Raw genomic sequence first — 20,679 nt, forward strand, 5'->3', positions numbered from 1 at the left:
ATGAGGCGCGCAGGCCTGGTCGCGGGGGTGGCCGTCGCAGCTTTCTTGATGGGGGGTTGCGGCGCCGACCCATACCCGGAGGACCCCGTCACGCCCCGCGCGACCGAGGCCTCGCCGTCGCCGACGGAGGTGTTCGGGATCGGTGGCGACGACTCGCTCTCCTCGTCGACCGGGCCCGAGTTCCCGCTCACCCTGCACCGCACCGGGGGCATCGCCGGGTTCGACGACCGCATCGTCCTCGAGGCCAACGGCAAGGTGCTCGTCGAGACGCGCTCGGTGCACGGCCGCGTCTGTACTCTCGAGCGAGGCCAGCAGCGCCAGCTCGTCTCGGTGCTCGCCACGCTGCGCCTGGGCCCGCCCTCGAGCGACACGCCCTCCGACGACTTCACCGCCGTCGACCCGGGTGTCGCGCCGGAGAGCGACCCGATCACGATCTCGGTCACCGACGACAAGTCCCGCCAGATCGACCTTCGCGACCCGTCGCTCGGCGAGATCGCGAGCCTCGTCGGGTCGCTGGTGTCGGACGTGACGCTGTCCGTGCCGGCAACCACCCGGTGCACGACGCCGACGACGCCGGCCTCCCCGCCCGCCGCCCCGTGAACGCAGGTATGCCGCCGGGCCGGGCCCGGCGGCATACCGTTCGTCCTGCGTCGGCGGGGTCAGCTCAGAAGCTGGTCGCCACGTCGTCGATGACAAAGCTCGTCTGGAGCGACGAGTCCTCGGTGGCCGCGAACTTCAGGGTCACGTTGGTTCCTTTGTATGCGGTCAGGTCGATCGACTTCTGGACCCAGGTCGACTTGGGCGTCGACAGGTTCGAGTAGCTGTGGACCGTCGCGCCGTTGACCGACACCGTGGCCTTGTCGTACTGGGTCGTGGTCGTCGTCTCGGACGTATCGATCCGGATCCAGTACGTCAGCGTCGGCGACGTTGCCGTCGACGAGACCGCGAAGGTCTGCGACTCGTTCTCCGAGGCGGTGGTGCCGTTGCCGCCGAGCCACAGCTTCCACGAACCGGTGTGCGCCGGGCGGCCCGTGTTGTTGGTGATCGGCCCGGCCGAGCCGGTCCAGCCGGTCTGACCGGACTCGAAGCCGCCGTTGGTCAGGGCGCCGCCGGTGGGCGGAGGCGTCGTGCCACTACAGGTCTCCGTGCTGGCCGGGACCGAGATCGCGGCCATCGCGTTGTTGACCGCGGTGCACTCGGCTGAGCCGGCGCCGTAGAGGTCCTTGGCCGCCTTGATGACACCGGTGCGGGCCGCTGCATAGTTGCTGCCCGACGTCAGGTACGTCGCGAGGGTGCGGTACCAGATCTTCTCGACCTTGAGGTGGCCGATGCCGGTCACCGTCGCGCCGTTGCAGGTCGGGCTGTTGTAGCTGACGCCGTTGATGGTCTTGGCGCCCGAGCCCTCCGAGGCGAGGTAGTACCAGTGGTTGAGCGGGCCGGAGGAGTAGTGCGGGTCGAGGCCGCCGAGCGTGGAGCTCCAGCAGTCTCGCGATGCGCCGTCCTTGCTCGGCTTGTCCATGTAGCGCAGCGGCGTGCCGTTGCCGTTGATGTTGATCTTCTCGCCGATGAGGTAGTCCGGCACGTCGCTCGGGTTGTTCGCGTACCACTCGACGCCGGTGCCGAAGATGTCGGAGGTCGCCTCGTTGAGGCCGCCCGCGTCGCCGGAGTAGTTGAGGTTCGCCGTGTTCTCCGTGACACCGTGGCTCATCTCGTGGCCGGCCACGTCGAGCTCGACGAGCGGGGCGGCGTTGTTGGCGCCGTCGCCGTAGGTCATCTGCGTCCCGTCCCAGAAGGCGTTGACGTAGCTGTTGCCGTAGTGCACGCGGCTGCGTGCGCCGGTGCCGTTGTTCCAGATGCCGGCCCGCCCAAGCTGGGTGTTGTAGTAGTCGTAGGTCTTGCCGGCGCCGTAGTGCGCGTCGACGGCCGCGGACTGCCGGTTGCTCTGGAGCCCGTTGCCCCAGACGTCGTCGGCATCGGTGAAGGTGGTGCCGGTGCCCGACGTGGCCTGGTTGAGGTCGGTCGTGTAGTTGCCGTGCGTGTCCCGCATCGTGTAGGACGTGCCGGCAGTGGTCGCGAGAGTGACGGTGCCGACGAAGATGCCGTTGCCGGTGCCCGACTTGACCTCGTCCCAGCCGGCCAGCGTCTTGCCGTTGTTCGCGTCGACGACCGTGTGCAGGCGGCTCGGGGTCTGGTCGGCCTTGACCCCCTCGGTGACGACGTCGTAGGCCAGCCTCGGCCCGGACGCCGTCTGGAACACGACGAGCTCACCCCCGGCGGACTTCTCGTGGTTCGCCTTCGAGGCTGCGAGCCCGGCCTGCTGTGCGGTGCTCTTGGCCACCTTGGGCGTGAAGGACGCCGGGGTGACATCCTTGTGCAGGTTCCAGGTGACGCTCGTGACGGCGCCGGAGGCGTCGTTGTGGCTCACGAAGTCGCCCCCGATGACGCGCAGGCCGTTCACGGTCCGCTCGTAGCGGACGTGCGAGGCACCGTTCGGGTCCTCGATGACGGACTTCACAGTCAGTCGCTCGTCCGCCCCGAGCCCCAGGGCACGTGCGGTCGCCGGCGCTTTGGCCTGTTCCTTGGCCTTGAGGCTCTGCGACTCCGGAGCCGGCTGCTTGTCGTGTCCCGTGCTACCTGCTGCTCCCGCCGGGATCGCCGGCGAGAAGGCGACCGCGAGGGCGAGTAGGCCCCCGGTCACCAGTCCAGACTTCACTCGATTCACTGGTTGCTCCTTGTCAGGATGCGGCGCGCGGCCGCCTGGAGGAAGTCCCGAGGTCAAGCCGTAGATCCGCACCGCCGATCTCAGACTGTGAGATAACCATCGGAACGAGCGCGACGCTCGCAGCAGCCGAGAATCCCGGTCAACGGACTTTCCAAGTCTTTGCCAAACACATCCCAAACGCTGAGTAACGCTTGGTGTCAAAAAGATTCGCGGATTGCCGGGTCTTGGCGATTGGTCAGAGCCGGCTGTCGTCGACGCCCTGACCGGCGGCCTCACGTCGGCGCGCGGCCTCGAGCTCCTCCGGAGTGTCGACGTCCGTTGCGAGGTCGGTCTCGTCGACGATCTCCACGCGCGGTACGCCCGTGGCCAGCTCACGCAGGCTCCGGCCTCCGACGTGTCCACGCGCAGCGGCCTGCCCGTCGGCCATGTCCTCGAGCCGCCCGACGAGGGTCGGGAAGCGCCAGGCGGCGCACAGCCAGTTCGGCTGTCCCGCACGGTCGGTGGTGACTGCGAGCCCAGCGTCGGGGGTCCGGCCGAGCGCGTCGATGAGGCGGTCGAGGTGGCCGCTGGTGACGAAGGGCAGGTCGGCGGCCAGCACCGCAACGAGCCGCGGCGCCGGGGTGGTCGCACTCAGGTGCTCGACCGCTGCGGCGAGCGCCGCGACCGGACCACCGCCGGGTGGGTCCTCACGGATGACGGGTATGCCGTCCGGCACGTCGTCGGGGAGGCCGACCACGAGCGTGGGGTGCGGATGGGCGGCATCGAGGACGCGGACCACGAGGGCTCGCCCACCGACCAGCAGCGACGGCTTGTGGGCACCCATGCGCCGCGAGCCACCCCCGGTCAGGACGATGACGGTCACGGGGCGCACGGCCCGGTCGTCTGCGCCCTGCGTCACCCTCGGAGTCTGGCACGGTCTCTGGCAGGCTGGGACCATGGGACGGGTCACGGTGCGGCGCAAAGTCACCACGATCGACCTCGGGACGCCCTCGACGACGACCCGGGCCGACACGCTCACCGTCGAGGAACCGCTCGAGCTGCGAGTCGGGAACGTGCCGCTCACGGTGACGATGCGCACCCCGGGCCACGACATCGAGCTCGTCCACGGCTTCCTGATGACCGAGGGGCTGATCCGTTCGGTCGACGACATCGCGATGGCGCGCTACTGCGAGGGTGCGGTCACCTCGGGCGAGAGCGGGTTCGACGAGAACACCTACAACGTCATCGACGTCACCCTGGCGGCCGGCGTCGCCGCGCCCACCGCTTCGGCGACCCGCGCCTTCTTCACCTCCTCCTCGTGCGGCGTCTGCGGCAAGGCCAGCATCGAGCAGCTGCGTGCCAGCTCGGTGTTCGACGTGCGCTCCGACCCGGCAGAGTTCGCTGCGAAGGTCGTGGCCGACCTGCCCGAGGCGCTGCGCGCCGAGCAGCGGTCGTTCGCGAAGACGGGCGGCCTGCACGCTGCCGGGCTCTTCACCGCAGACGGTGAGACGCTGGTCGTCCGCGAGGATGTCGGCCGCCACAACGCGGTCGACAAGGTCGTGGGCTGGGCGCTGCTCAACGGGCACATGCCCGCCAGCGGGTGCGTGCTCGTGGTGTCCGGACGCGCGTCGTTCGAGCTGACGCAGAAGGCCGTCATGGCCGGGATCCCTTGTCTTGCAGCAGTGTCCGCTCCGTCGTCGCTCGCCGTCGAATGTGCCGAGGACGCCGGGCTGACCCTCATCGGCTTCGTACGCGGGACGCGCCTCAACGTCTACGCAGGGGGCGAGCGGGTGACGACCAGCTGACCACCCGGCATACCGCCACCCACGACGTGACCCACCGACCCCGACGACCCCTGGAGGACAGCGTGCCCATCTTCGCGATCCACTACACCTACCCCGACGACGCCACCGAGATGCTGACCATCCGGCCGGAGCACCGCGAGTGGCTGACCTCGCTGCCCGGCCTGCTCGTCGGCGGGATGTACAAGGACGGCGTCGACGAGGTGAGCGAGGGCGAGCCCACCGACCAGGAGGCCTCCAACGCGGCGCTCATCGTGGTGTCCGGGGAGTCCGTCGAGGACGTGACTGCGGCCTTCGACCAAGACCCCTACTGGCTCGGCGGATACGTCCTGCGCCGGGTGATCCGGCTGTGGGACCCGCCCCTCGGCCCCTGGGTCGCCGACCCGACCAACTCGCCTGCCTGACGCGGCTCACGAGGCGTGTCTCTGGCCGTCGCACTGCCCTGCGCGGTGATGTCCGCGGTCGCCTACGGCACCGCCACCGCGGTGCAGCACCGTGCGGCCCACCGCGACACCGGCCGGGCCGATGCCCGCGGCGTCCTGCGGCTCGCGCGCGACCCGCGGTGGCTGGCGTCCGTCGGCGGCGACACCGTCGGGCTGGGCCTGCAGGTCGCGGCCCTGGCGACCGGGCCGGTCCTGCTGGTCCAGCCGCTGCTCGTCCTCGCTCTCCCCGTGGCCCTGCCGGTCGGGCGTCTGCTCGGTGGCCCCGCCCCCACGTGGCGGGACTATGCCGCCTGCGCGGGCATCCTCGGATCACTCCTCGTCTTCTTCGCCCTGGTCGGGGACCCGGGCCACGCATCAGCCCTTCCGGCCGCACACGCGGCCTGGGCCCTGGTGGCCGCCGCGTCGGTCGGCGCCGTGCTGCTGCTCTCGGTACGCACGGCATCCTCGACCGTCCGGGCGGCGGTCTACGGCGCGGTGGCCGGCGCCGGGTTCGGCCTCGTCGGAGTGCTGCTCGACGCCGTGGCCACGACCTGGCAGCGCTCCGGACCCGCGGGGCTCACCGAACCGGGCGGGTGGGTGCCCCTCGCGTGCCTGCTGCTGGTCGGTGCAGCCGCGCTGGTCCTGACCCAGGTCTCCTTCCAGGTGGGCTCCCTTGCGGCGAGCTTCCCGGCCAACGAGGCAACGGCCCCCGTCGTCGCGGTCGTGCTCGGCGCGGCCCTGCTGCACGAGCGGCTGCCCCTCTCACCCGGGCATGTCGCGGCATACCTGCTCTGTGTCGCTGTGGTGGTGGGCGGCGCGGTCCAGCTCGCGCGGGGGCTGTCGCCCGCGTGAGCGGGCCGGCTCACACCTCGTGGACCACGACGCGATCACCGTCGAGGAGCTCGTCGACACCCTCGGGCACCTCGATGAGGGCGTTTCCGGCGGCGAAGGCCGTCAGGTGCCGCGCATCGGGTGCGGTCACGGTGCCGTCGTCGTGCAGCACCCCGGTGAGGAACTGCACCTTCCCCGCTCGGGTCCGCCTGCGAGCGCCGCGGTAGGCCGCTGAGCGCGCCGGTCGCGCAAGCGCGCCGTGCCGCGCGTCGAGCGCCGGTCGAACCAGGACGTGGAAGGCCACGAAGGCACCGACCGGGGTGCCAGGCAGGCACACCACGGGGGTGGAGCCGAAGCGGCCCAGCCCCTGCGGGCCACCGGGCTGCATCGCGAGATGGACGAAGCAGAACGACTCGAGCGGCTCGCACACCTGGCGGACCACCTCGTGAGCGCCGGCGCTCACGCCGCCGGTGGTGACGACCACGTCGATCGAAGGGTCCGCGTCGAGTGCGTCGAGCAGCGCGCGCAGCCGGTCGGGCTCGTCGGTGCACGACTCGATGCGGCCGACCACACATCCCGCCGCCTCGGCGAGCGCGGCGACCATGTGTGAGTTCGACTCGTGTATGCCGCCCGGGCCGGGCTCGACGCCGGGCGCGGTGAGCTCGGCGCCCGTCGCGACGACGGCGAGCCGGGTCGGCACGTACACCTGGGCGGTGGTGCAGCCGGCCGACCGCGCGAGCGCGATCAGCGCAGGGGTGACCTCGGTGCCGGCAGGCGCGACGACGCTCCCGGCCGACACGTCCTCGCCGCGACGGCGGATGTGACGTCCCGGCTCCACCGCGCCCGCGACGACGACCTGCGCCGGCGTCGGCCCTGTCGGGGAGGCATCGGTCTGCTCGACCGGGACGACCGCCACGGTCCCCTCGGGGACGCGGGCCCCGGTCATCACCCGGCAGGCCTCACCCGGCTGGAGCGGGCGTTCCGGCGCCGAGCCGGCCGGCACGTCCCCGACCACCGGGAAAGCCCGCTGGCCCGGCTCGTCCGGGCGGACGGCATACCCGTCCATGGCGCTGGAGTCGAAGCGGGGCAGGTCGTCGGCGGCGACGAGGTCGGCGGCGACGCGCCGCGCGCGGGCTGCCCGGTCGATCGCGACCCGCTCCACGGCTGACGACCCGACCAGGGCCGCCACCGCTGCGCGGTGGTCGGCGACGGAGACGTGTGGCACGCGGCCCAGTGTGCCGCAGGACGAAGGCACGCGAGACGGCAGGATGGACCACCATGACGACTGAGGACTTCAGGCTCGACGGCCTGTTGCTCGGAGTGGCCACGGCGGCGACGCAGATCGAGGGCGGCGACGTCGCGAGCACCTGGACCGCGTGGGCGCAGCAGCCCGGCCGGATCAAGGACGGGTCGAGCCCGGTCCGGGCCACCGACCACTGGCAGCGCTGGCGTGAGGACACCGAGCTCATGGGGTCGCTGGGGGTGCGCATCTACCGGATGGGTGTCGAGTGGGCCCGGCTGGAGCCGAGACCCGGCGGCTTCGACGAGGAGGCCTTCGCGCGCTACCGCGAGGAGCTGGAGCTCCTGCACGGGCTGGGTGTCCGTCCGCTGCTGACCCTGCACCACTTCAGCGCGCCGACGTGGTTCGAGCAGCGCGGCGGGTGGCTCGCGACCGACGCGGTGGAGGTGTTCCTCCGCTTCGTCGACCGTGTCGTGTCGGCCTTCGGTGACCTGGTCACCGAGTACGTCACCGTCAACGAGCCCAACGTCTATGTCACGAGCGCCTATGTCTTCGGCGACTTCCCACCCGGCCGGCGCAGCCTTCCGCAGGCGATGCGCGTCTACGCCGCCCTCGCCGAGGCGCACATTCGCGCCTACGGCCTCATCCACGACCGCCTGCCAGGGCTCACGACGAAGGTCGGGGTCGCGCACCACCTTCGCCCGTTCCAGCCGGGCAACCCCCGCAACCCGTGGCACCGCGCGCTCACTCCCGCCATGCGTCACCTCTTCCAGGGCGCGATCACCCGGGCCATGACGACCGGGGAGTTCCGGGCACCGCTGCGCCGGCCACGCGGTATCCGGCGGGGACGGTACGCCGACTTCTTCGGCCTCAACTACTACTCACGCACGACCGTCACGCGCTTCGACGACGGCACGCCTGCCGGCGTCCCCGTCAACGACCTCGGCTGGGAGGTGTATGCCGCCGGGCTGGGCGACACGGCCACGTGGGCCTGGGAGGAGTTCGGCCTGCCTGTCTGGGTCACCGAGAACGGCACGTGCGACAACACCGACGCGTTCCGCTCGCGCTATCTGCACGAGCACCTGGCCGTCGTGTCCGGGCTGCGCGCGCGGGGTGTGCCCGTCGAGCGGTACTACCACTGGTGCTTCGTCGACAACTGGGAGTGGACCGACGGCGAGGTGCCGCGGTTCGGCCTCGTCGCGCTCGACTACGAGACGCAGGAACGCACCGTGAAGGCGTCGGGCCGTTTCTTCGCCGAGATCGCACGCGAGGGCGGCGTCACGCGCGAGATGTACGCGAAGTACGTTGCGGGACAGACGTATCCGGTGAGCAGCGCGACAGGCCACCATCGCTGATGGCGAGGATCCGGCCTCGCCTCAGCACTCGATGACGTTGACGGCGAGGCCGCCGCGGGCGGTCTCCTTGTACTTCACCTTCATGTCCCGGCCGGTCTCACGCATCGTCTTGACGACCTTGTCGAGCGACACGACGTGCGAGCCGTCGCCCCGCAGGGCCGTGCGTGCAGCGGTGACGGCCTTGACCGACGCGATGGCGTTGCGCTCGATGCAGGGGATCTGGACCAGCCCGCCGACCGGGTCGCAGGTCAGCCCGAGGTTGTGCTCCATGCCGATCTCTGCGGCGTTCTCCACCTGCTCGGGCGTCCCGCCGAGCACGGCGGCCATGGCGCCGGCGGCCATCGAGCAGGCCGACCCGACCTCGCCCTGGCAGCCGACCTCGGCCCCCGAGATCGAGGCCGTCTCCTTGTAGATCACCCCGATGGCGCCCGCCGTGAGCAGGAAGCGAACGATCCCGTCGCGGTTGGCACCCGGCACGAAGTTCACGTAGTAGTGCAGGACCGCAGGGATGATGCCGGCCGCGCCGTTCGTCGGGGCCGTCACGACGCGTCCGCCGGAGGCGTTCTCCTCGTTCACGGCGAGGGCGTAGAGCGTGATCCAGTCCATGCCGCGGAGCGGGTCGTCGCTCGGCCCCTCCACGGCCAGGCGGCGGGCCAGCTCAGGCGCGCGGCGGCGCACCTTGAGGCCCCCGGGCAGCACGCCTTCGGTCTCGCTGCCGTTGCGGACGCACTCCTTCATCACGCGCCAGATGTCGAGCAGCCCGTCACGCACCTCCTGCTCGCTGCGCCACGACAGCTCGTTCTCGAGCATGATCCGGGCGATCGACTTGCCGGTCTCGCGGCAGTGCGCAAGCAGCTCGTCGCCGGTGCGGAAGGGGTGGGCCACAGGCGTCGAGTCCTCGACGATCTTCGTCGAGCCGTCGGCGCCCTCCCCGACGACGAAACCGCCGCCGACGGAGTAGTACGTGTGCTCGGCCAGGACCTCGCCGTCCACGGCGAAGGCCGTGAACGTCATGCCGTTCGGGTGCAACGGCAGCGACTTGCGGCGGTGCATGACGAGGTCGTCGTCCTCGTTGAACGCGATCTCGTGCTCGCCGAGGACCGCGATCCGGCCCTGCTCCCGGATCTGCGCCAGACGGCCCTCGACGGCGCGGGGGTCGCAGAGCTCGGGCCGCTCGCCGGTCAGGCCGAGCAGGACCGCCTTGTCGCTGCCGTGGCCGTGCCCGGTAGCGCCCAGCGAGCCGAAGAGCTCGGCGCGCACTCGCGCGACCTGTGCGAGCTTTCCCTCGTCCCGCAGCCGTTCGGCAAACAGCACGGCAGCCCGCATGGGCCCCACGGTGTGCGAGCTCGACGGCCCGATGCCGATCGAGAAGAGGTCGAAAACGCTGAGCGCCATGGTGTCCTGACTTCGTGTCGTCGCTGACAGCGACCGCCCTGGGGTGTGGACGATCCGATCGAGCCTACGTCCCGCAGAGTCCCCGATGCACACCCCCGCGTTTCTGCTCGTTTCCTGCAGGGTTCCTGCCAATGATCGCCAAGCCCCCGCGGGGCTGATCCGGGAGGCATATCGTCGCTGATGGAGGGTCCTACAGGGGCTGCTCGGGGGCTCTGGTGCCGCGCTACGGCGCCAACTCGACTCAGAGTGGATACCAAGATGACCGAGAGTTCCTTCCAGATACCCAAGCGTGCTGTGACCCTGGTCAGTGCGGCGGCACTGGCTCTCGCAGGCATGGTCACGCTTGCCACCGGCCTGACCGCACACGCCACTCCCGGCGACCCCCACAAGGTCTGGGTGTGCAAGTTCGTCCAGAAGCCGCACCAGAACGAGGTCCTCAAGTCGGGCAAGAACCCGATCTTCGTCGACTGGGCCTCGCTGACCGGCAAGAGCTCCGCGCCGCACGTCGGCGACACGTTCTCCGACGCCCAGGACAAGTCCGTCGTCGTGCAGATCGGTGGCTCGGACCCGGGCATCGCCGCGTGTGGCGTCTCGACGCCGCCGACCTCGACGCCACCCACCACCACACCGCCGACCACGACACCACCCACCACCACACCGCCGACCACGACACCACCGACGACACCACCGACGTCGACTCCGCCGACCACCACGGTGCCACCCACGACGACACCGCCGACGACGGTGCCGCCCACGACGCCCAGTGGCGGTGGCGGTGGCGAGACGCCTGGTGCGGGAGCGCCGGCAACCGGTGGAGCCGGTGACACCAACGCGCTCAACGGCATCGTCGGAACCGGGCTGCTGCTTGCGGGCGCCGGTCTCGTCGCCGGCGACCTGACCCGTCGGCGCCGTCAGGCCGACCACGGCTGACCCGAGCGTCCCGACCGGTCGCGACATCTCGGGGGAGCGACCGGTCGGACCCGTGGGGACAATGAGTCATGCCCGGTAGGAGACCAGTTCTCGTCGCTCTCGTCGCGATCCTGCTGGTGGCGGGCCTCGGGTTCCTCGTCCTGCGACCGATCCCACCGGCGAGCGTCGCCGTAGCCTCGCCAGGCACCAGCGGCGGATCGCCGTCATCGCCGCACCCCTCGGCGCCGTCCACGACGGCTACGGGCACCCGTCCGTCGTCGACCTGCCGGGTCGGAGACCCGAAGCGCCTCGTCATCCGCGCGCTCGACGTCAATGCACCGTTCGAGCGGATCGGGCTCGACGAGAAGGCGGCGCCCGACGCCCAGGGGCGCCAGCCGCTCGGAACACCCAAGGATCGGACCAAGGCAGGCTGGTATGCCGCTGGGCCGCGTCCCGGTTCGGGCACCGGCACCGTGCTGACCAACGGACACACGTTCCGAAACGACTCGGCCATCTTCAAGGAGGACTTCGCCGCGCGGGTTGCGGTCGGACAGCGCATCGACGTACGGATGGACAACGGCTCCGTGTGCTCGTATGCCGTCTCGAGGGTGTGGCGGGATGTCCCGAAGACCGACTACCCGCACCTCGTGACGTCACAGCACCTCTATGACTTCAGCGGCCCCGAGCGCCTCTTCCTGACGACGTGCGGTGGTAGCTGGAACTCCCTGGCCCAGAACTACGACGACAACAGCCTCGTCATCGCCACCCCCGTCAACCGCACCTAGCCGGAGGCGCGGCGCCCGATCAGCCAGCCGACGAGGATGCCGACGGCCGCGGCCGCGGCGTAGCCGGCATACCGCTGGACGAGGACGGGCAGGACGGCCGAGCCGAGGTCGAGCGCGTCGTCCTCCGACTCGGTCGGGGCCGGCCGCGACGACGTCGGCGCGCGAGGCGCCGACGTCTCCGCAGCACCGAACACCGGACTCGCCTCGGGCGCAGCAGCGGTGGCTGCTCCCGCGGTCAGCTGGGTCTCGATGCAGGCGACGAAGGACTGGAGCAGCTTGTCGCTCACGTCCTGCATCACCCCGCGTCCGAACTGCGCGGGCTTGCCCGTCACCGCGAGGTCCGTGACCACGTCGGCCTTGGCGCCGTCGCCGTCGGGCGTCAGCTGGACGGTCACCGTCGCGCCCGCCGTGCCGTTGCCGCGCTTGTCCTTGCCCTTGGCCACGATCACGGCCCGGTGCGAAGCGTCGTCACGTTCGACGAACGAGCCCGAACCGGCATACAGCAGCGCGATGGGTCCGAGCTTGACCTTGACCGTGCCCGAGAAGCCGTCGTCGGTCGTCTCGGTCACGGTGGCGCCCGGGAAGCATCCGCCGACGCGTTCGAGGTCCGTGAACAGGGCCCACGCGTCGTCGACCGAGGTCGGCACCGTGAACGAGTGGGTCAGCTCCATCAGCCGCTCACGCCCCTGCCGCGGCCAGCACCGCGCGCCGGGTCAGCACCGTGGCCAGGTGCCTGCGGTAGTCCGCGTCGCCGTTGAGGTCGGACGGCGGGTTGGTGCCCTCGGCGACGGAGGCCACGGCGGCCCGCACTGCCGCGTCGGTCGCGGGCTGCCCGACCAGCGCAGCCTCGACGGCCTTGGCCCGCAGGGGAGTCGAGCCCATGTTCGTCAAGCCGACCCGTGCCTCTGCGATCGAGCCGCCCTCGCTGCGCACCGTGGCCGCGATCCCGACGATGGACCACTGGTGGCTGACCCGCACGAACTTCTCGTAGTGCGCCCCCCACCCGGTGTGCTTCGGGATCCGGATCTGCGTGAGCAGCTCGCCGTCGCCGACAGCCGTCGTGAAGAGGTCCTCGAAGAAGTCCTCCGCGGCCACCGTCCGGGTCGACCCGCCGGCTCCGGCGATGACGAGCTCCGCCTCGAGCGCGAGGGCGGGCGCCCCGACGTCTCCGGCCGGGTCGGCGTGCACGAGCGCGCCGCCCACGGTGCCGCGGTGCCGAATCTGCGGGTCCGCCACCGTCGCGACCGCCTTGGACAGCAGCGCCGCGTGGGTCGCCACGGCCTCGGAGGCCAGCACGGCGGCATACGTCGTCATCGCGCCGACCACCATGTGGTCGCCATCCTCGGAGATCCCCCGGAGCTCGGCGATGCGGCCGAGGTCGACGACGACCGATGGCGCGTTGAGGCGCATCCTCAGGATGGGCAGCAGCGACTGCCCGCCCGCGAGCACCTTGGCCTCGTCGCCGTGCTCGGCGAGTGCGGCGACGGCGTCCTGCACGGTCGTCGGCGCAACATAGTCGAACGTTGCCGGGATCACTGGGCACCTCCTTGCTCGAAGTGGGGCGCGGCATCGCGCTCGCCCTCGGTGCTGACCGGGGCTCCGGCCTGGATCGCCTTCCACACACGCTCCGGCGTGCACGGCATGGCGATGTCGCTCACCCCGAGATGCCGGACCGCGTCGACGATCGCCCCGACCACGGCGGGCGTCGCGGCGATCGTGCCTGCCTCGCCGACTCCCTTGGTGCCCAACGTGTTCGACGTAGAGGGCGATGTCGTGTGGTCGGTCACGAGGCTGATCGTGTCGGCCGCCGTCGGCAGCGTGTAGTCCACGAAGGAGCCGGTCACCAGGGTGCCCTGGTCGTCGAACTCGGCGCCCTCCCAGAGCGCCTGCGCGATGCCCTGGACGATCCCGCCGTGCTCCTGTCCCTGGACGATGAGCGGGTTGACGATGACGCCGATGTCGTCGACGGCGACGTACTTGCGCATCGTCGTCGCGCCCGTCTCGGTGTCGACCTCCATCGCGCACAGGTGGGTGCCGTGCGGGAAGGAGAACGTATTCGGGTCGAACGTCGCGTCCGCGTCGATGCTCGCCTCCACACCTTCCGGCAGGTCGTGGCAGGTCCACGTCTCGAGCATGACCTCGGGCATCGTGACACCGCGGTCGGTGCCCTTGACGCCGAAGCGTCCGGCGTTGAACTCGATGTCGTCGACGCTCGCCTCGAGCATGTGAGCCGCGATCGGCTTCGCCTTCTCGATCACCTTGTCGGCGGCACGGACGACCGCCTCGGCCCCGACCACCAGCGAGCGCGAGCCGTAGGTGTCCATGCCCTTCGGGGCGATCTGGGTGTCGCCGTGGAGGACCTCGATGTCCTCGAACGGGATCCCCAGGCGGTCGGCGGCGATCTGGCTCCACGCCGTCTCGTGCCCCTGCCCGTGCGCAGAGGCGCCCGTGATGACCTCGACCTTGCCCGTGGCGAGCATCCGGATGCTTGCGCTCTCCCAGCCGCCCGCACCGTAGCTGAGCACGCCGAGGACCCGCGACGGGGCCAGGCCGCACATCTCGGTGAACGTCGAGATGCCGATGCCGAGCTGGACCGGGTCGCCGGAGTCACGGCGCTGCTTCTGCTCGGCCCGCAGGCCGTCGTAGTCGAACAGCTCCTTCGCGCGAGCCGTGGCCGCCTCGTAGTTGCCGGAGTCGTACTGCATGCCGGCGACGCTGTCGAACGGGAACTCGTCGTGCTTGATCCAGTTCTTCTCCCGGATCTCGAGGGGGTCGACGCCGACCTCGACGGCCAGCTCGTCCATCAGCCGTTCGATGGCGTACGTCGCCTCGGGCCGGCCGGCGCCGCGGTACGCGTCCACCCAGGTCTTGTTGGTCAGGACCGTCTGGACGTTGAAGCGGTATGCCGGGAACTTGTAGATCGAGTTGTACATCCAGGCACCGAGCACCGGCACCCCGCCGCCGACGAGGGCGACATAGGCCCCCATGTCGGCAAGCAGCTCGACCTTGAGGGCCGTGACCGTGCCGTCCTTCTCCGCGGAGAGGGTCAGCTTCTGCCACTGGTCTCGACCGTGGTGGCCGGACAGGAGCGACTCGGACCTGGTCTCGGTGTACTTGACGGGCTTGCCGACCCGCCGGGCCACTGCGATGGTCGCGAACTCCTCCGGCGTCGTCTGGAGCTTGCCGCCGAAGCCGCCGCCCACGTCCGGCGCGATGATCCGCAGCTTGGACTCGGGGAAACCGGTCGTCGCCGCGACGAGGAACCGCAGGATGTGCGGGACCTGCGTCGAGGACCAGACCGCCATCTGCTCGCCGGTGGGGTCGACCACCGTCGACCGCGGCTCCATGAAGGAGGGGATGAGGCGCTGCTGGCGGTACTCGCGCTCGATGACGATGCCGTCGGTGCGAGCCTTGGCGATCGCCTCGTCGACGTCGCCTCCGGAGCCCTGCGCGGCCGAGTCGAGCTGCCAGAAGGCGGACTTGTTCGTCCCGAGATCGGGGTGCGCGAGGACCGTGTCCGCGGCCGCCTCCTTGAGGTCGAGGACGGCGGGCAGCTCCTCGTAGTCGACGTCGACGAGCTCGACGGCGTCGCGGGCCTGCGCTGCCGTGCGAGCCACGACCACCGCGACGATCTCCCCGGCGCACGCGACATGGTCGACGACGATGGGAAGGTGCGTCGGCGCCTTCTGCTCGGCGCTGATCGGCCAGGCGTTCGCGACGACGCCCTGGAAGTCCTTGACGTCCGCGCCAGTGACGACATCGACGACACCCGGTGCCGCCTTGGCCTCGGTCACGTCGATGGACCTGATGTTCGCGTGGGCGAACGGGCTGCGCACCATGGCGAGGTGCAGCATGCCGGGGAGGCTGATGTTGTCGGTCCACCGGGTGCGGCCGGTGATGAGTCGCTGGTCCTCCTTGCGGCGCCTGGCCTTGCCGACCTCGGCGGCCGGAGCGGCCGCACGGTCCTCGGTGATGGTCATGACGCCACCCCCGCAGGCGCCGGCGCCTCGGCCGCTTCGGCGTCAGGGGTCTCCTGCGCTGGTGCGGCCATGGCGTCGGCAGCGGCCCGGACCGCCTTGACGATGTTGTGGTAGCCCGTGCAGCGGCACAGGTTGCCCTCGAGCCCCTCGCGGATCTCCTGCTCGCTCGGGTCCGGGTTGTTCTTGAGCAGGTCACAGGCCTGCATGATCATGCCCGGCGTGCAGTACCCGCACTGGAGGGCGTGGTTCTCGTGGAAGGCCTGTTGCATCGGGTGAAGCCGGCCGTTGCTGGCCAGCCCCTCGATGGTGGTCACCTCGTGGCCGTCGGCCTGCACGGCGAGGACGTTGCAGGACTTCACGCTCTCCCCGTCCAGATGGACGGTGCACGCCCCGCAGTTGCTGGTGTCGCACCCGACGACGGTCCCGGTCTTGCCGAGCGTCTCGCGTAGGTAGTGGACCAGGAGAGTCCTGGGCTCGACCTCGTCGGTATAGCTGATTCCGTCGACGGTCACGGTGATACGAGTCATTGCTCTTTGTCCTCCTGCCGCGCTGCAGTTGACTTCCCCTCGCTGAGTCTTGCTCGGGCTCGACTGCCTGACAAGGGTTACGGCATACCTTGCGCGTGGTCCCTGGGCACGAGCCGTATGCCGGGGGCGCCCGTTCCCACGGCGTCCCGACTTCCGTGGTGGTCGCGGTTCCGGCAAGACTGTGGGTCATGACGTTCCACGCCGACGACTACCAGGCCCAGCGTTCCCGCTACGACTCGATGACCTACCGGCGCACCGGCCGCTCGGGGCTAGACCTGCCCGCCGTGTCGCTCGGGCTGTGGCACAACTTCGGCGACGATGTGCCGCTGGACCGGCAGCGGGCGACCCTGCGACGCGCATTCGACCTCGGTGTCACGCACTTCGACCTGGCCAACAACTACGGCCCGCCCTACGGGTCGGCCGAGCGCAACTTCGGCGCGATCTTCGCCCAGGACTTCCGGCGCTACCGCGACGAGCTGGTCCTGTCGACGAAGGCGGGCTACGACATGTGGCCGGGGCCGTACGGCCAGGGCGGCGGAAGCCGGAAGTACCTGCTGTCCTCGCTCGACCAGTCGCTCGCCCGGATGGGCGTCGACTACGTCGACATCTTCTACAGCCACCGTTTCGACGAGACGACTCCTCTCGAGGAGACGATGGGCGCGCTGGACTCCGCTGTGCGACAAGGGAAGGCGCTCTACGCGGGCATCTCGTCCTACTCCGGGACGCGCACCCGCGAGGCGATCGCGATGCTGCGTGAGATGGGCACTCCACTGCTCATCCACCAGCCGAGCTACTCGATGCTGAACCGCTGGGTCGAGGAGGACCTGCTCGACGTGCTCGGCGAGGAGGGCGTGGGGTGCATCGCCTTCTCGCCGCTTGCCCAGGGCATGCTCACGGACAAGTACCTCAAGGGCATTCCGGCGGGATCCCGTGCGGCACAAGGGAAGTCGCTGTCCCCGAAGCTCCTCGACGAGCAGACGATGAAGCACGTCCGGGCCCTGAACCGGATCGCCCGCTCGCGCGGCCAGTCGCTCGCGCAGCTCGCCCTCGCGTGGGTGCTGCGCGACGCCCGGGTCACATCGGTGCTCATCGGCGCGTCGTCCGTGGCGCAGCTCGAGGACAGCCTCGGGGCGCTGCAGAACCTCCACTTCGAGGACGACGAGCTCGACCGCATCGACAAGCACGCGGTCGAGGGCGGGATCAATCTGTGGAAGAGGTCGAGCTCTGGTTGAGCAGCATCGACCACACGTCGACCGCCTGGGTCAGGATCTGGTCGGCGAGCCGGATCGCGAGGTCCGCATCCCGCGCGGCGATGGCCTCCGCGAGGGGAGTGTGAGAGAGCAGGTCAGCGCGGTCCCCGGCCAGGACGGCATCCATCGAGTCGGGGCTGTTGTCGATGGCTTGGACGAGTGAGTTGAGGGCCAGGCGGAAGGCGAAGTTGCCGCTGGCCTCCACGACCTCGTCCCAGAACGCGCGGTCCGCATCGAGGTACTCGTTGGCCGCGTAGCCCCGCGCCGCGTCGAGGATGCGGGCGTGGGCGGCGGCCGTTCCGCGGGTGGCGGCGAGGCGGGCCGCCTCCATGCCGATGCAGCGGCGCATCTCGAGGCCGTCGCGCAGCACGAGAGGGTCGAGCTCGCCGGACCGTGCGATGTGCGCGAGGAGGTCGAGACCGGCACTGCGGCGGATGTCGAGCACCCAGGTGCCGCCTCCGTGGACGATGCGGACGAAACCGGCGATCTGGAGGCGCTGGAGCGCCTCGCGCACCGCGTGCCGGTTGACGGCGAAGGAGGCGGCGAGCTCACGCTCGGGCGGCAGCAGGTCGCCGGCGGCGAACCGGTTCGTCAGGATGGCGTCACGCAGCTCGGCGAAGACCTCGTCGGCGACCGAGCGCCGCGGCACCGGGGTGAAGCCGCCGGACGGATGGGTGTCAGGCACGAAGGACTACGTTGCCACCCGCAACCCGACTCATCAAGAGGTTGGACCACACGGGGGCTAGGGTGAGCCGATGGAGCGTGAGCGTGCCCAAGCCTGGCTCGACCGTTACGTCGCCGCCTGGCTGTCCTACGAGCCGGCCGACATCGGGGAGCTGTTCAGCCAGGACGTCGTCTACCGATACCACCCCAACGACGATCCGGTGACGGGTCGCGACGCCGTCGTCGCATCCTGGCTGGGCGAGTCCGACGCGGACGACGCCTCGACGCGGGATGCGCCTGGGACGTACGAGGCGGCATACGCCCCCGTCGCGGTCGACGGCGAGACCGTCGTGGCCACGGGCACGTCGCGGTACCGCGAGACGCCCGGAGGGCCGATCGTCCGGACCTACGACAACTGCTTCGTCATGCGCTTCGACGACGAGGGACGGTGTCGCGAGCTCACGGAGTACTACGTCCGCCGCAGGGAGGGCGAGCAGGGCCTGTGACGCCCGGGTCGCGAGCCTCCAGGCTCACGGCTCGGGATGCTCGTGGGCGGGGTGATGGTGGTGGATCGGACCCTCGAGGGACCCGAGCCGTTCGCCGCGGCCGCCCCAGCGCTGGGCGATGATCTCCGCCGCGATCGACACGGCGGTCTCTTCGGGCGTCCTGGCACCGAGGTCGAGCCCGATCGGTGAGCTCATGCGATCCAGCTCGGCATCGGTGAGACCGGCCTCCCGCAGCCGCTCCAGCCGGTCCTCGTGGGTCCGGCGCGACCCCATGGCCCCGATGTACGCGACCTCGGGCAGCCGCAGCGCGACCTCGAGCAGCGGGACGTCGAACTTCGGGTCGTGGGTCAGCACGGCGATGACCGTGCGCGCGTCGACGCGGCCCTCGTCGACCTCGTGCTGGAGGTAGTCGTGCGGCCACTTGACGACGACCTCGTCGGCGCCGGGGAAGCGTGACTTCGTCGCGAAGACCGGACGCGCGTCGCACACCGTGACGTGGTACCCGAGGAACGAGCCGACCCGAGCGACGCCGGCCGCGAAGTCGATCGCGCCGAACACCAGCATCCGCGGCTTGGGGGCATGGGACGCGACGAACACGCGCATGCCCTCGCCGCGTCGCTCACCGTCGGGGCCATAGGTGAGTATGCCGGTGCTGCCCTGGGCCAGCATTCCGCGGGCGTCGTCGCGCACCGCATCGTCGACGCGTCCGCTGCCGAGCGAGGCCTCGGGGGTCGCGCTGACGTCGTCGTCGTCCTCGGGACGGACGACGAGGCGGCGCCCCAGCCACGTCGGCTCCGGGTGCTCGATGACGGTGGCGACCGCGACGGGCCGCCCGCCCTCGATGTCGGCGGCGACGTCGCCGAGCTCGGGGAAGGTCTCCCGTGAGACCTTCTCGACGAACACGTCGAGGATGCCCCCGCACGTCAGCCCGACGGCATACGCGTCGTCGTCGCTGACGCCGTAGCGCTGCAGCACCGGCCTACCGCTGTCGACGACCTCCTGGCCCAGCTCGTAGACGGCGCCCTCGACGCAGCCGCCCGAGACGGACCCGACGGCCTCGCCGCCGGGGCCGACGAGCATCGAGGCACCTGGCTGCCGCGGCGCCGAGCGCCACGTGCCGACCACGGTCCCGACGCCGACGGTCTCGCCGGCCGACCACCACTGCATCAGCTCGGTCAGCACCTCACGCACGGGCTACCACCTCGATCAGCTCCTCGAACGCCGCGATCGAATGACCTGCGACGAAGTCGTCGATGTAAGGCAGGGCCGCGACGATGCCCTGCTGGACCGGCTCGTACCCGACCTTCCCGCGATGCGGGTTGGCCCAGACGACCCGGTGCGCGAGCGCCGCGAGACGTCGCATCTGCTCACCGAGCACCTCCGGTCCCTCACGCTCCCAGCCGTCTGAGAAGACAACAACGACCGCACCGCGCGCCATGCCCCGTCGCCCCCAGCGGTCCAGGAAGGCGCCGATGACCTCGCCCAGCCGGGTTCCCCCGGACCAGTCGGGCACGACCTTGCCGGCGGCGGCGAGCGCTCGGTCCGGGTCGCGCTCGTCCAGGGCCTTCGTCACGTGCGTCAGGCGTGTGCCCATCGTGAACACCTCGACCTGCGGCGCCGCCCGCACGAAGGTGTGGGCCAGGCGCAGGAGGCTGTCGGCATACGGGCTCATGGACCCGGACACGTCGATGAGCAGGACGACCCGCCGCGCTCGAACTCCCTTGCGACGGTGATGGATCCGTCCGGGCTCGCCCATGCGGCGCAGGTGCTCCCGCAGCGTCGCGGTGCCGTCGACCGGGCCGGTCGACGACCGCACGTGCCGGCGCGCCCGGCGCACCGGCGAGCGGGGCTGCAAGGTTGCGAACATCCGCGCCGCCCGCGCCCGCTCGGTCGCGCTCAGGCTTGCGACGTCGCGGTGCCGCAGCACCTCCTGGGTGCTCGCCTGGACCTGGAGCCGTTCGGCGTCGTCGTCGCCCCCGGCCTCGCCCTCGCCGCTGTCGAGAGGAGCCTGCACGACGGGCGGTCGGAAGATGTCGACGCGCTGGCCCGGCTTGATGTCCTCATCACCGAACCAGCGCTCGAACACCTCGTCGTAGATCGGGAAGTCCGCGGGTACCGAGGTGAGCGTCGCCCGCCCGGCCCAGTAGACGTGCCCCCGCTCACCGATCCCCACGGTTGCGGCGGCCGACACGAAGGTTCGTTCGCGGTCCGCCGTGACGCGCAGGCCGGCCGCACGCAGGGCGCGGGCGAACCCGAGCAGCAGGCCGACCTCCTGGTCGCCTCGCTCGGGGCCGGCCCACCCGTCGTCCATGG

Annotated in this window: 20 protein-coding genes; 9 read left to right on the top strand and 11 right to left on the bottom strand. The window is 70.8% G+C overall.

Features of this window, described 5'->3' with window-relative positions; translation table 11 throughout:
- The gene (locus ACYVLP_RS04935; RefSeq protein WP_460626222.1) at window positions 1-600 is read left to right on the top strand and encodes a hypothetical protein; all 600 of its coding nucleotides are present in this window, start codon (window positions 1-3) and stop codon (window positions 598-600) included.
- Window positions 601-664: 64 nt separating this feature from the next.
- On the opposite strand, the gene ACYVLP_RS04940 is transcribed toward ACYVLP_RS04935, so the two are convergent.
- Together ACYVLP_RS04940 and mobA are read right to left on the bottom strand one after the other, a co-directional pair.
- Window positions 665-2,722, bottom strand: a complete 2,058-nt coding sequence (locus ACYVLP_RS04940) for a M4 family metallopeptidase (protein ID WP_460626223.1) — start codon at window positions 2,720-2,722, stop codon at window positions 665-667.
- Between the two features lie 235 nt (window positions 2,723-2,957).
- A complete protein-coding gene (gene mobA, locus ACYVLP_RS04945) occupies window positions 2,958-3,620 on the bottom strand; it encodes a molybdenum cofactor guanylyltransferase (protein WP_460626224.1) in 663 nt (220 codons plus the stop codon).
- A gap of 37 nt (window positions 3,621-3,657) precedes the next feature.
- Between mobA and fdhD the strand changes: the two genes are divergently transcribed.
- From fdhD to ACYVLP_RS04960, 3 genes are all read left to right on the top strand, one after another.
- A complete protein-coding gene (gene fdhD, locus ACYVLP_RS04950) occupies window positions 3,658-4,506 on the top strand; it encodes a formate dehydrogenase accessory sulfurtransferase FdhD (protein WP_460626225.1) in 849 nt (282 codons plus the stop codon).
- A gap of 62 nt (window positions 4,507-4,568) precedes the next feature.
- A complete protein-coding gene (locus ACYVLP_RS04955) occupies window positions 4,569-4,907 on the top strand; it encodes a YciI family protein (protein ID WP_460626226.1) in 339 nt (112 codons plus the stop codon).
- 15 nt (window positions 4,908-4,922) lie between these two features.
- Complete coding sequence (locus ACYVLP_RS04960; RefSeq protein ID WP_460626227.1) at window positions 4,923-5,777, top strand: DMT family transporter; 855 nt, start codon at window positions 4,923-4,925, stop codon at window positions 5,775-5,777.
- A 10-nt stretch (window positions 5,778-5,787) separates the two neighbouring features.
- On the opposite strand, the gene ACYVLP_RS04965 is transcribed toward ACYVLP_RS04960, so the two are convergent.
- Window positions 5,788-6,981 carry a molybdopterin molybdotransferase MoeA gene (locus ACYVLP_RS04965; RefSeq protein WP_460626228.1) on the bottom strand — a complete coding sequence of 398 codons (1,194 nt, stop codon included), beginning with the start codon at window positions 6,979-6,981 and terminating at the stop codon, window positions 5,788-5,790.
- A 53-nt stretch (window positions 6,982-7,034) separates the two neighbouring features.
- On the opposite strand from ACYVLP_RS04965, the gene ACYVLP_RS04970 reads away from it, so the two are divergent.
- Window positions 7,035-8,351, top strand: coding sequence for a glycoside hydrolase family 1 protein (locus ACYVLP_RS04970; protein ID WP_460626229.1), 1,317 nt, complete (start codon window positions 7,035-7,037; stop codon window positions 8,349-8,351).
- A gap of 21 nt (window positions 8,352-8,372) precedes the next feature.
- On the opposite strand, the gene ACYVLP_RS04975 is transcribed toward ACYVLP_RS04970, so the two are convergent.
- Window positions 8,373-9,746 carry an L-serine ammonia-lyase gene (locus ACYVLP_RS04975; protein ID WP_460626230.1) on the bottom strand — a complete coding sequence of 458 codons (1,374 nt, stop codon included), beginning with the start codon at window positions 9,744-9,746 and terminating at the stop codon, window positions 8,373-8,375.
- Between the two features lie 258 nt (window positions 9,747-10,004).
- Here ACYVLP_RS04975 and ACYVLP_RS04980 point away from each other — a divergent pair, with 258 nt between their 5' ends.
- The gene (locus ACYVLP_RS04980) at window positions 10,005-10,676 is read left to right on the top strand and encodes a hypothetical protein (RefSeq protein WP_460626231.1); all 672 of its coding nucleotides are present in this window, start codon (window positions 10,005-10,007) and stop codon (window positions 10,674-10,676) included.
- A 68-nt stretch (window positions 10,677-10,744) separates the two neighbouring features.
- Window positions 10,745-11,440, top strand: a complete 696-nt coding sequence (locus ACYVLP_RS04985; RefSeq protein ID WP_460626232.1) for a class F sortase — start codon at window positions 10,745-10,747, stop codon at window positions 11,438-11,440.
- Here ACYVLP_RS04985 and ACYVLP_RS04990 read toward each other — a convergent pair.
- From ACYVLP_RS04990 to ACYVLP_RS05005, 4 genes are read right to left on the bottom strand one after another with little or no spacing between them, the layout of a single operon-like run.
- Entirely contained in the window at window positions 11,437-12,111 is a 675-nt protein-coding gene (locus ACYVLP_RS04990; protein WP_460626233.1) for an SRPBCC family protein, read from the bottom strand. The two genes, ACYVLP_RS04985 and ACYVLP_RS04990, sit on opposite strands and share 4 nt — an antisense overlap.
- Before the next feature lie 7 nt (window positions 12,112-12,118).
- Window positions 12,119-12,976 (bottom strand): FAD binding domain-containing protein, encoded by an 858-nt coding sequence (locus ACYVLP_RS04995; RefSeq protein ID WP_460626234.1) that lies wholly within the window; start codon window positions 12,974-12,976, stop codon window positions 12,119-12,121.
- Window positions 12,973-15,420 (bottom strand): xanthine dehydrogenase family protein molybdopterin-binding subunit, encoded by a 2,448-nt coding sequence (locus ACYVLP_RS05000; protein WP_460626235.1) that lies wholly within the window; start codon window positions 15,418-15,420, stop codon window positions 12,973-12,975. The genes ACYVLP_RS04995 and ACYVLP_RS05000 overlap by 4 nt, the downstream gene beginning before the upstream one ends.
- Window positions 15,417-15,947: a (2Fe-2S)-binding protein gene (locus ACYVLP_RS05005; protein WP_460626236.1), complete on the bottom strand. Its 531-nt coding sequence runs from the start codon at window positions 15,945-15,947 to the stop codon at window positions 15,417-15,419. The genes ACYVLP_RS05000 and ACYVLP_RS05005 overlap by 4 nt, the downstream gene beginning before the upstream one ends.
- A gap of 188 nt (window positions 15,948-16,135) precedes the next feature.
- On the opposite strand from ACYVLP_RS05005, the gene mgrA reads away from it, so the two are divergent.
- Window positions 16,136-17,179: an L-glyceraldehyde 3-phosphate reductase gene (gene mgrA, locus ACYVLP_RS05010; RefSeq protein ID WP_460626237.1), complete on the top strand. Its 1,044-nt coding sequence runs from the start codon at window positions 16,136-16,138 to the stop codon at window positions 17,177-17,179.
- Here mgrA and ACYVLP_RS05015 read toward each other — a convergent pair.
- Window positions 17,148-17,882: a FadR/GntR family transcriptional regulator gene (locus tag ACYVLP_RS05015; protein WP_460626238.1), complete on the bottom strand. Its 735-nt coding sequence runs from the start codon at window positions 17,880-17,882 to the stop codon at window positions 17,148-17,150. The two genes, mgrA and ACYVLP_RS05015, sit on opposite strands and share 32 nt — an antisense overlap.
- A gap of 70 nt (window positions 17,883-17,952) precedes the next feature.
- On the opposite strand from ACYVLP_RS05015, the gene ACYVLP_RS05020 reads away from it, so the two are divergent.
- Window positions 17,953-18,366: a nuclear transport factor 2 family protein gene (locus ACYVLP_RS05020; protein WP_460626239.1), complete on the top strand. Its 414-nt coding sequence runs from the start codon at window positions 17,953-17,955 to the stop codon at window positions 18,364-18,366.
- A 24-nt stretch (window positions 18,367-18,390) separates the two neighbouring features.
- On the opposite strand, the gene ACYVLP_RS05025 is transcribed toward ACYVLP_RS05020, so the two are convergent.
- Complete coding sequence (locus tag ACYVLP_RS05025) at window positions 18,391-19,557, bottom strand: XdhC family protein (protein ID WP_460626240.1); 1,167 nt, start codon at window positions 19,555-19,557, stop codon at window positions 18,391-18,393.
- Window positions 19,550-20,677, bottom strand: coding sequence for a vWA domain-containing protein (locus ACYVLP_RS05030; RefSeq protein ID WP_460626241.1), 1,128 nt, complete (start codon window positions 20,675-20,677; stop codon window positions 19,550-19,552). Before ACYVLP_RS05030 ends, ACYVLP_RS05025 begins: the two co-directional genes overlap by 8 nt.
- Window positions 20,678-20,679: the final 2 nt, after the last annotated feature.

This window comes from Intrasporangium mesophilum, assembly GCF_054783095.1.

Excerpts from the sequence above, each read along its gene's own strand:
- ACYVLP_RS04990 (WP_460626233.1), bottom strand. The coding sequence starts at position 12,111 with ATGGAGCTGACCCACTCGTTCACGGTGCCGACCTCGGTCGACGACGCG.
- ACYVLP_RS04985 (WP_460626232.1), top strand. The coding sequence starts at position 10,745 with ATGCCCGGTAGGAGACCAGTTCTCGTCGCTCTCGTCGCGATCCTGCTG.
- fdhD (WP_460626225.1), top strand. The coding sequence starts at position 3,658 with ATGGGACGGGTCACGGTGCGGCGCAAAGTCACCACGATCGACCTCGGG.
- mgrA (WP_460626237.1), top strand. The coding sequence starts at position 16,136 with ATGACGTTCCACGCCGACGACTACCAGGCCCAGCGTTCCCGCTACGAC.
- ACYVLP_RS04980 (WP_460626231.1), top strand. The coding sequence starts at position 10,005 with ATGACCGAGAGTTCCTTCCAGATACCCAAGCGTGCTGTGACCCTGGTC.
- ACYVLP_RS05000 (WP_460626235.1), bottom strand. The coding sequence starts at position 15,420 with ATGACCATCACCGAGGACCGTGCGGCCGCTCCGGCCGCCGAGGTCGGC.
- ACYVLP_RS04970 (WP_460626229.1), top strand. The coding sequence starts at position 7,035 with ATGACGACTGAGGACTTCAGGCTCGACGGCCTGTTGCTCGGAGTGGCC.
- ACYVLP_RS04935 (WP_460626222.1), top strand. The coding sequence starts at position 1 with ATGAGGCGCGCAGGCCTGGTCGCGGGGGTGGCCGTCGCAGCTTTCTTG.
- ACYVLP_RS04975 (WP_460626230.1), bottom strand. The coding sequence starts at position 9,746 with ATGGCGCTCAGCGTTTTCGACCTCTTCTCGATCGGCATCGGGCCGTCG.
- ACYVLP_RS05005 (WP_460626236.1), bottom strand. The coding sequence starts at position 15,947 with ATGACTCGTATCACCGTGACCGTCGACGGAATCAGCTATACCGACGAG.
- ACYVLP_RS05020 (WP_460626239.1), top strand. The coding sequence starts at position 17,953 with ATGGAGCGTGAGCGTGCCCAAGCCTGGCTCGACCGTTACGTCGCCGCC.
- ACYVLP_RS05030 (WP_460626241.1), bottom strand. The coding sequence starts at position 20,677 with ATGGACGACGGGTGGGCCGGCCCCGAGCGAGGCGACCAGGAGGTCGGC.